The organism is Dehalobacter sp. (assembly GCA_023667845.1).
Lineage (GTDB): Bacteria > Bacillota > Desulfitobacteriia > Desulfitobacteriales > Syntrophobotulaceae > Dehalobacter.
Genome location: JAMPIU010000058.1, coordinates 1 through 6,409 on the forward strand (window position 1 = coordinate 1; position 6,409 = coordinate 6,409).

Sequence of the window (6,409 nt, forward strand, 5' to 3'; positions counted from 1 at the left end):
AGTATAGACAAAAATTATTGGCGCTATGCCATACAAATTATTATAAATATTTCCCCTTTTTGAGAGACGCGCTTATTCCGCTTAAATAGCCGGTAGAAAAAGCGATCTGCAAATTGTACCCGCCGGTCAGCGCGTCGACATCTATAATTTCACCGGCAAAATAAAGCCCTTTGATTATTTTTGACTCCAGGGTGGAAGGATTGATCTCTTTTGTGTCAACGCCTCCGCTGGTAATTATTGCCTCGTTCAATGGGCGAATCCCGTTTATAATTACGGTAAGATTTTTCATGGTTTGAATCAACACATCAATATCCTTCCTGGTGACCTGATCGGCTTGTTTTTGGGGGTGCAATCCCGCCTTTTCAAAGATAACCGGTATTATTTTTCGCGGCAGCAGATCCCCCAGGGCATTCTTTAAGTGTTTTCCCGTATTCTGCTCTAAACAGGAGCGCAGCCGTTCTGCCAGCTGCTCTCCGGAAAAACGGGGAAGCAGGTCAATTTGTATCTCCACCGGAAATATCGAATTTCTGCTGAGATAACTGCTGAGATTAATAATCGCAGGTCCAGATAATCCAAAATGCGTGAACAACAGCTCTCCATCCTGCTCCGCCGCACGGCCGCCGGTTGACACCCGTACCTTAATATTTTCAAGTGTCACGCCTCTTAAATCCTTAACCCATTCCTCACCTGCCACTAAAGGCGCCAGCGCGGGGCGCGGCTCTACAATGCTGTGTCCGAGCTGACCGGCCATCCTGTACCCGTCGCCGGTGGAGCCGGTGTGCCTGTAGGACATCCCTCCGGCAGCCAGCAAAACTCTTTCGCATACTATACTGACGCCGTTTTTTAAAACAACGCTGCTGACCCGGCCCTCTATCACCATGATTTCCCTGACTTCCGCATTCAGCTTTATTTCCACATGGTTTTCCCGCAGATGCCTTATCAGCGCGCCCACCACATCAGCTGAGCGGTCGCTGGCGGGGAAAACACGGTCATCGCTCTCCACTTTCATAACCACGCCCAGCGAACGCATAAGATTAATTAAACGCAGGTTGTCAAAAGATGTGAAGGAACTACACATGAACTTACCGTTGTTAACAATGCTCTTGTGAAAATCTTCTATAGGGCGACTGTTGGTGATATTACACCTGCCATTGCCGGTGATATGCAGTTTTTTCCCCAGGACATCATTTTTTTCCAGCAAAACAACTCTTAAACCGCTGCTCCCAGCCGCAGCCGCGCCAAGCATCCCTGCCGGCCCGCCGCCGATTACTACCAAATCATACATGTTCTTACCTCTATAAAAAAATTAAATTGGTAAATTAAAAAAATTTTCAAAAATATTCCACCGTTGTTGTCAGAATATTTAATCTTTATGGTATAATTGAGATAACCGGCATATAATCAATCCTTTAGGACATCCTTGCGCTGTATAAATTTTATGCTATTTCTCTTTGATTTTGCAATTTAAAATTAAAGGGTGACATTTATATGGAGCGTCTCGGAACCATAAATGAAAACACATATTTATATGGAAATAAAACCGCTACGCTATTCAGGTTTAATGACGGAATAAGAATAATTGGGTTCAAACAGGAAGACAACTTTGACTTGAGAGTGCTGACCATAGGTTTTAATCCAAAGAGAAAAGGGTTGGGCGAGTGCGCTTTAAAACTCGTCCGCCCGCTGTTTAAAGTTATATCGGTCAACGAGATTAGCGAAGGAGCCCTGCCTTTCTGGACAAAAATGAAGGAGCGTGGCCTGGTAAACAAACTGGGATCAGTAAAATGGGAAGGAAATTTTGATTATACTATACACTGCTGAACAACAGCATTTATAAAAAGCAATATTCCAATTATTTGTCTTTTTATACTGCTCTTTTAAAGTGGTCCCAAAAAAGATTGGGACTATGGTCATGGTTAAAATAGTACAAATGGCGCTTTACTATTTTACGCCATTCAGATATATTGCATTTATACGATTTAACTAAACTAAAAAAGCAAACATAGTAAAAAACTGGGGACATAAAAAGCATCGGGTAAAGCATAATATTTAAGTCAGCCGGGCTACCAGGAAGTAAATATGTCTTTCGGAATTCTGACCCGGGGTTTTCCCTGGGTTTTTATTATGGCTGATGAGGGTTTAAATGAGCAAAAAGATTATGATTGTGGACGACAGTAATTTTGCGAGAAAAATGATGAAGGATATCCTCGTCAGCGAAGGCTACGAGATCATCGGTGAATTCGAAAGCGGCAGCGCTTCAGTTGAAGAATATACGCGCTTAAAACCGGACCTGGTTACAATGGATATCATCATGCATGAAATGAACGGCCTTGATGCCCTGGAGCAGATATTGTCCATTGACCCGAACGCCAGGGTAATTATCGTAAGCTTTATGAATAATGTAGATTCTATAAAAAAGGCATTACAAAACGGCGCCCTGGATTTTGTAACCAAGCCTTTTTCCAGGGAGCGCCTGGTTGAAGCTGTCAAAAAGGCTCTTTCACAGCCTGGTTAATATGTCAAAGAAATAACCTTCTGATTATTATTAAAGTTATTTAATTATTCATTTAATAGATTGAATATAACATTAAAGGTCGTCCCTTTTGGTCCTGTATCTATTGATATGACTGCGTTATGTCTGGCCGCTATACTGTAACACACCGCCAGCCCCAGGCCGGTCCCGTTTTCTTTGGTAGTGAAGAAAGGCGTGCCCATCTTTTCTAAAACTTCCGGCTTTATACCCGCCCCTTGGTCCCGTACGGATAAGATCACTTCTCCTTCTTCCATATAGGCGCGGATAGTTAAATTCCCTCCAGGCGGCATTGCTTCCAGGCCGTTTCTAACCAGGTTTAAAATAACCTGACGGATTTCTTTTTCATCTAAAAGGATCATTGGTATGTCTTCTAATTCAAGGGTTATATTTTTATCGCTTTTCACAGCATCGGCCTGCATGAGGGGATATAAGGTTTTTACTATCTTGTTAAGGCTGCTTCTTTTTAAATCAATTGACTTGTTTTTAGCAAGTGAAAGAAACTCGGTGATGATAGAGTTTGCTCTGTCTAATTCTTCAACCATCAGGTCCAGTTGCTCTGTATAATTACAAAACTCCTTCTTTTCTCTGAATAACTGTAAAAATCCCCTGACCGTAGTCATTGGGTTCCTGACTTCGTGACCTATTCCCGCAGCCATTTCCCCTACCAGATTTAAACGGTCGAGGCGCGCCATCTCATTCTGGAAATGCATTAATTCGGTAATGTTATGTGCCATGCAGAGCATACAAGGCTCATTGTTAATATTTATTAACACCGCGGAAAAAAGTACTGAAAGCTCCTCTCCAGCTTTACTAAGCAATGTTACTTCGACATTTCTCACTGCTCCAGATTTTTTTGCCTGTAATATTTTAGATATATCCTCCATGTTAACAACCAGACTTAATCCTGTCGGTGTTTTACCAATCGCTTCATCTCGAGTGTAGCCGGTAATTTCACTAAAATTTTTATTAACATCTATTATAGTATAATCGCTAAGTAATTGTATGCTCATAGCGGCCGGGGAAGCGTCAAAAACCTTGAAAAAACGTTCTTCGGACTGACGAAGCCTTTCTTCTTCTTGCTTGCGTCCGGTTATATCGCGCAAGATCACTATTGACCGCACATTGCCATCTTTGGACTTATAAATATTCGAGGTTATTTCTGACTCAAACTTGGTCCCATCTCTACGGACAGATGTGACTTGTGTAAAAACTTTGCCTGCTTTTTTTCTTTCCTCAAGCCCTGCCTTAAGTCTTGGGTCGTTGACGTCCAATATACCTCGCCGGCCAACAGCGTACAACTCCTCCTTGGAATACCCGAACATTTGGCAGGCAGCGTAATTGGCATCCAGGATAGTGCCATCCGGTACAGTTTGAAATATTGCGTCCGGGCTATACTCAAAAATGGCACGGTAACGCTCCTCACTTACCTTAAGAGCCTCTTCCAACCGTTTGCGAACGGTTATGTCTTTTACAGTTACCAGCAAGTGCTGCTCATTATTCAGTACAATTATTTCTATTGAAGCCAGCCCTACAATGAGTTCGCCGGACTTCGTATGAAAGCGGATTTCTTCATTTCTTATTGTCGAATCTTTAAGGATTCTCTTTATTAATTTTTCACGCTCCTCAATTGACGCCCAGATACCCAATTCCTTTACTGTACGCCCGATTATTTCTTCACGTTGATATCCCAGTACTTTCAGAAAACTGTCATTGACGTCTATATACCTGGCATCTGTAATCGTTGAGATGCCAATTAGGTTGGGGTTTGATTTAAAAGCTTTATAAAAGCGCTCCTCGGACTGGCGAAGCCTTTCTTCCTCCACTTTACGATTAGTTACATCACTGATAATCACTATTGTCTTAATACTGCCGTTTTTGGTCTTATACCGGTTTGAGGTTACTTCCGCTTTAAAATTGGATCCATCTTTACGGAAATGGATAATCTCTCTGCTGCATTTACCGGTTAGCTCACACTCCTCAATTGCGGTTTTAAGCTTCGGGTCGTTGATATCGACTATCCCTTTACGGCCAACGGTACGCAGTTCCTCCTTGGTGTACCCGAATAGACTGCACACTGCAGGATTTGCGTCCAGAATAGTGCCGTTCATAAAAGCCTCGATAATTCCGACCGGGCTATTCTCAAAAATAGCACGGTAGCGTTCCTCGCTTTCCCGGAGCGCTTCATCCACTAGCTTTCGTTCAGAGATCTCCTGTTGAAGCTGCTCCAAGGCTGTTTTTAGCTGAACGGCACGCCTGTCCACCATCTCTTCCAGGTGGTTACGGTATTTATTCAGCTCCTCTTCTGCTTTCTTACGTTTTGTAATATCTACAACCATACCTTCGAAGCAGGCAATATTCCCGCTGTCATCCCGCACAACACGTACATAATTTGCCATCCAGGCTTTACTTCCATCTTTACGCCACACCTGGACCTCAAAATCACCAACACCATTTTCCAGAACATGTTCAATACATCTAGCGCGGTCATTTGTACTTACATAAAGTTGTTTTTCAATATTTGTCACTGTACTCAATAATTCACCGGGCGAGTCAAAACCAAGAACATGTGCAAAGGCGGGGTTTGCTGTTATATAACGCCCTTCAGGTGAACTCTGATAAATTCCTACTATTGTGTTTTCAAAAATACTGCGGAACCTTTCCTCTGCGGTCATGAGCGACTTCTTGCAACTTTCGCACATGGTTGCGGTTTCTTTGAAATTAGCTATCTGTTGGCGCAAATCAACCAATTCATTAATAAGTTGTTCCTTTGTCTTCTCCTCATCCCGCATTATGTTTAACCTCCAAAGACGATCATGCACATCAATTTGACGCTCATCTACAAATTACCTTCGGGAATGGTGTCGAATACTGCCTGACATAAAATTTTGTTATTCTTAGCATATGTATAACCTACAAGATTCCGATATTTATAAATAGTGAATTGCAATCGGGCGCCAGGAAAATTCAAATCCGGGCAAATGGGCAGCAAAAAGCCCCCCGGTTGCTTAAAGCATTCCCCGGAGGGCTACATTTCACTGGTGGGCGAGGCCAGGATTGAACTGGCGACCTCCTGCGTGTCAAGCAGGCGTTCTCCCACTGAACTACCCGCCCAGTAATATATATTATCGTCGATGGCCCGCCAAAAGTCAAGCCTTCCTGCCAACGCGACAACGCTGAAAAAGCTGACACAGCGCTCCGGCGGACCTATCTCTTAACGGCCTGCAAATTAAGCGTTTCCTTTTAACAACATACATCTCAAAATCAATCCTGTTTAATTCTTTTGCATTAATTAAAGACTTTGTCCCACAACTGCCTGTGCCAGCCCGGCCTGGGCACATCCTCACCCGCCAGCAGCCTGACCCGTCCCAGTTCCTGCCCCTTCAGCATATACACGCACTCGCCAAGATACTGCCCTTTTTTTAACGGGGTTGCCGCGGGGTCCTTCACTTCCACCTTCCTTTCCAGCTCAGGCAGATTATCCGGGTCAATCCTTATTTCCAGGGCGTTTTCAGCGATTAATTCCACCCTGTCTTTGATTCCGCCGGTCACCGGCACGCTTGTAACAGCATCGCCCTTCTCTGCAACAGTGATCGGCTTGACCACTTCAAAACCATAATCAAACATGTTGATACAGTCACGGTAACGGTCATTGCTGTGAAGCGCCACGGCGATCAACCTTCTTCCCTCCCTGGTGGCGGAAGCAACCAGGCAGTTGCCGGCCAGCGGCGTGGTGCCTGTCTTCACCCCGTCAATCCCTTCATAATCTCCAAAAAGCAACCGGTTGCTGTTTTTCAGTTCCTTTTCCCTGTCCGGCGGCTCGGTCCAGTGGATGGTGGCCTCCCTGGTCTGGACCAGTTCATTTATTTTCGGGTGGCC

At 44.1% G+C, this 6,409-nt stretch carries 5 protein-coding genes and 1 tRNA gene; 2 read left to right on the plus strand and 4 right to left on the minus strand.

Features of this window, described 5'->3' with window-relative positions:
• Positions 1–40: 40 nt before the first annotated feature.
• Positions 41–1,285, minus strand: coding sequence for an NAD(P)/FAD-dependent oxidoreductase (locus NC238_05005; protein ID MCM1565299.1), 1,245 nt, complete (start codon positions 1,283–1,285; stop codon positions 41–43).
• A 203-nt stretch (positions 1,286–1,488) separates the two neighbouring features.
• Here NC238_05005 and NC238_05010 point away from each other — a divergent pair, with 203 nt between their 5' ends.
• Together NC238_05010 and NC238_05015 are read left to right on the plus strand one after the other, a co-directional pair.
• Positions 1,489–1,821, plus strand: coding sequence for a hypothetical protein (locus NC238_05010; GenBank protein ID MCM1565300.1), 333 nt, complete (start codon positions 1,489–1,491; stop codon positions 1,819–1,821).
• Between the two features lie 322 nt (positions 1,822–2,143).
• Positions 2,144–2,515 (plus strand): response regulator, encoded by a 372-nt coding sequence (locus tag NC238_05015; GenBank protein MCM1565301.1) that lies wholly within the window; start codon positions 2,144–2,146, stop codon positions 2,513–2,515.
• Between the two features lie 44 nt (positions 2,516–2,559).
• Here NC238_05015 and NC238_05020 read toward each other — a convergent pair whose 3' ends face one another.
• The 3 genes from NC238_05020 to NC238_05030 all read right to left on the minus strand — a co-directional run.
• Positions 2,560–5,322: a PAS domain S-box protein gene (locus tag NC238_05020; GenBank protein MCM1565302.1), complete on the minus strand. Its 2,763-nt coding sequence runs from the start codon at positions 5,320–5,322 to the stop codon at positions 2,560–2,562.
• Between the two features lie 247 nt (positions 5,323–5,569).
• Positions 5,570–5,644 (minus strand) — tRNA-Val (locus tag NC238_05025).
• Between the two features lie 174 nt (positions 5,645–5,818).
• Positions 5,819–6,409 (minus strand): D-alanyl-D-alanine carboxypeptidase (locus tag NC238_05030; GenBank protein ID MCM1565303.1); only part of this gene is annotated, 591 nt, incomplete at its 5' end.

Coding starts and splice junctions, on each gene's coding strand:
- NC238_05010 (MCM1565300.1), top strand. CDS start 1,489: ATGGAGCGTCTCGGAACCATAAATGAAAACACATATTTATATGGAAAT.
- NC238_05005 (MCM1565299.1), bottom strand. CDS start 1,285: ATGTATGATTTGGTAGTAATCGGCGGCGGGCCGGCAGGGATGCTTGGC.
- NC238_05020 (MCM1565302.1), bottom strand. CDS start 5,322: ATGCGGGATGAGGAGAAGACAAAGGAACAACTTATTAATGAATTGGTT.
- NC238_05015 (MCM1565301.1), top strand. CDS start 2,144: ATGAGCAAAAAGATTATGATTGTGGACGACAGTAATTTTGCGAGAAAA.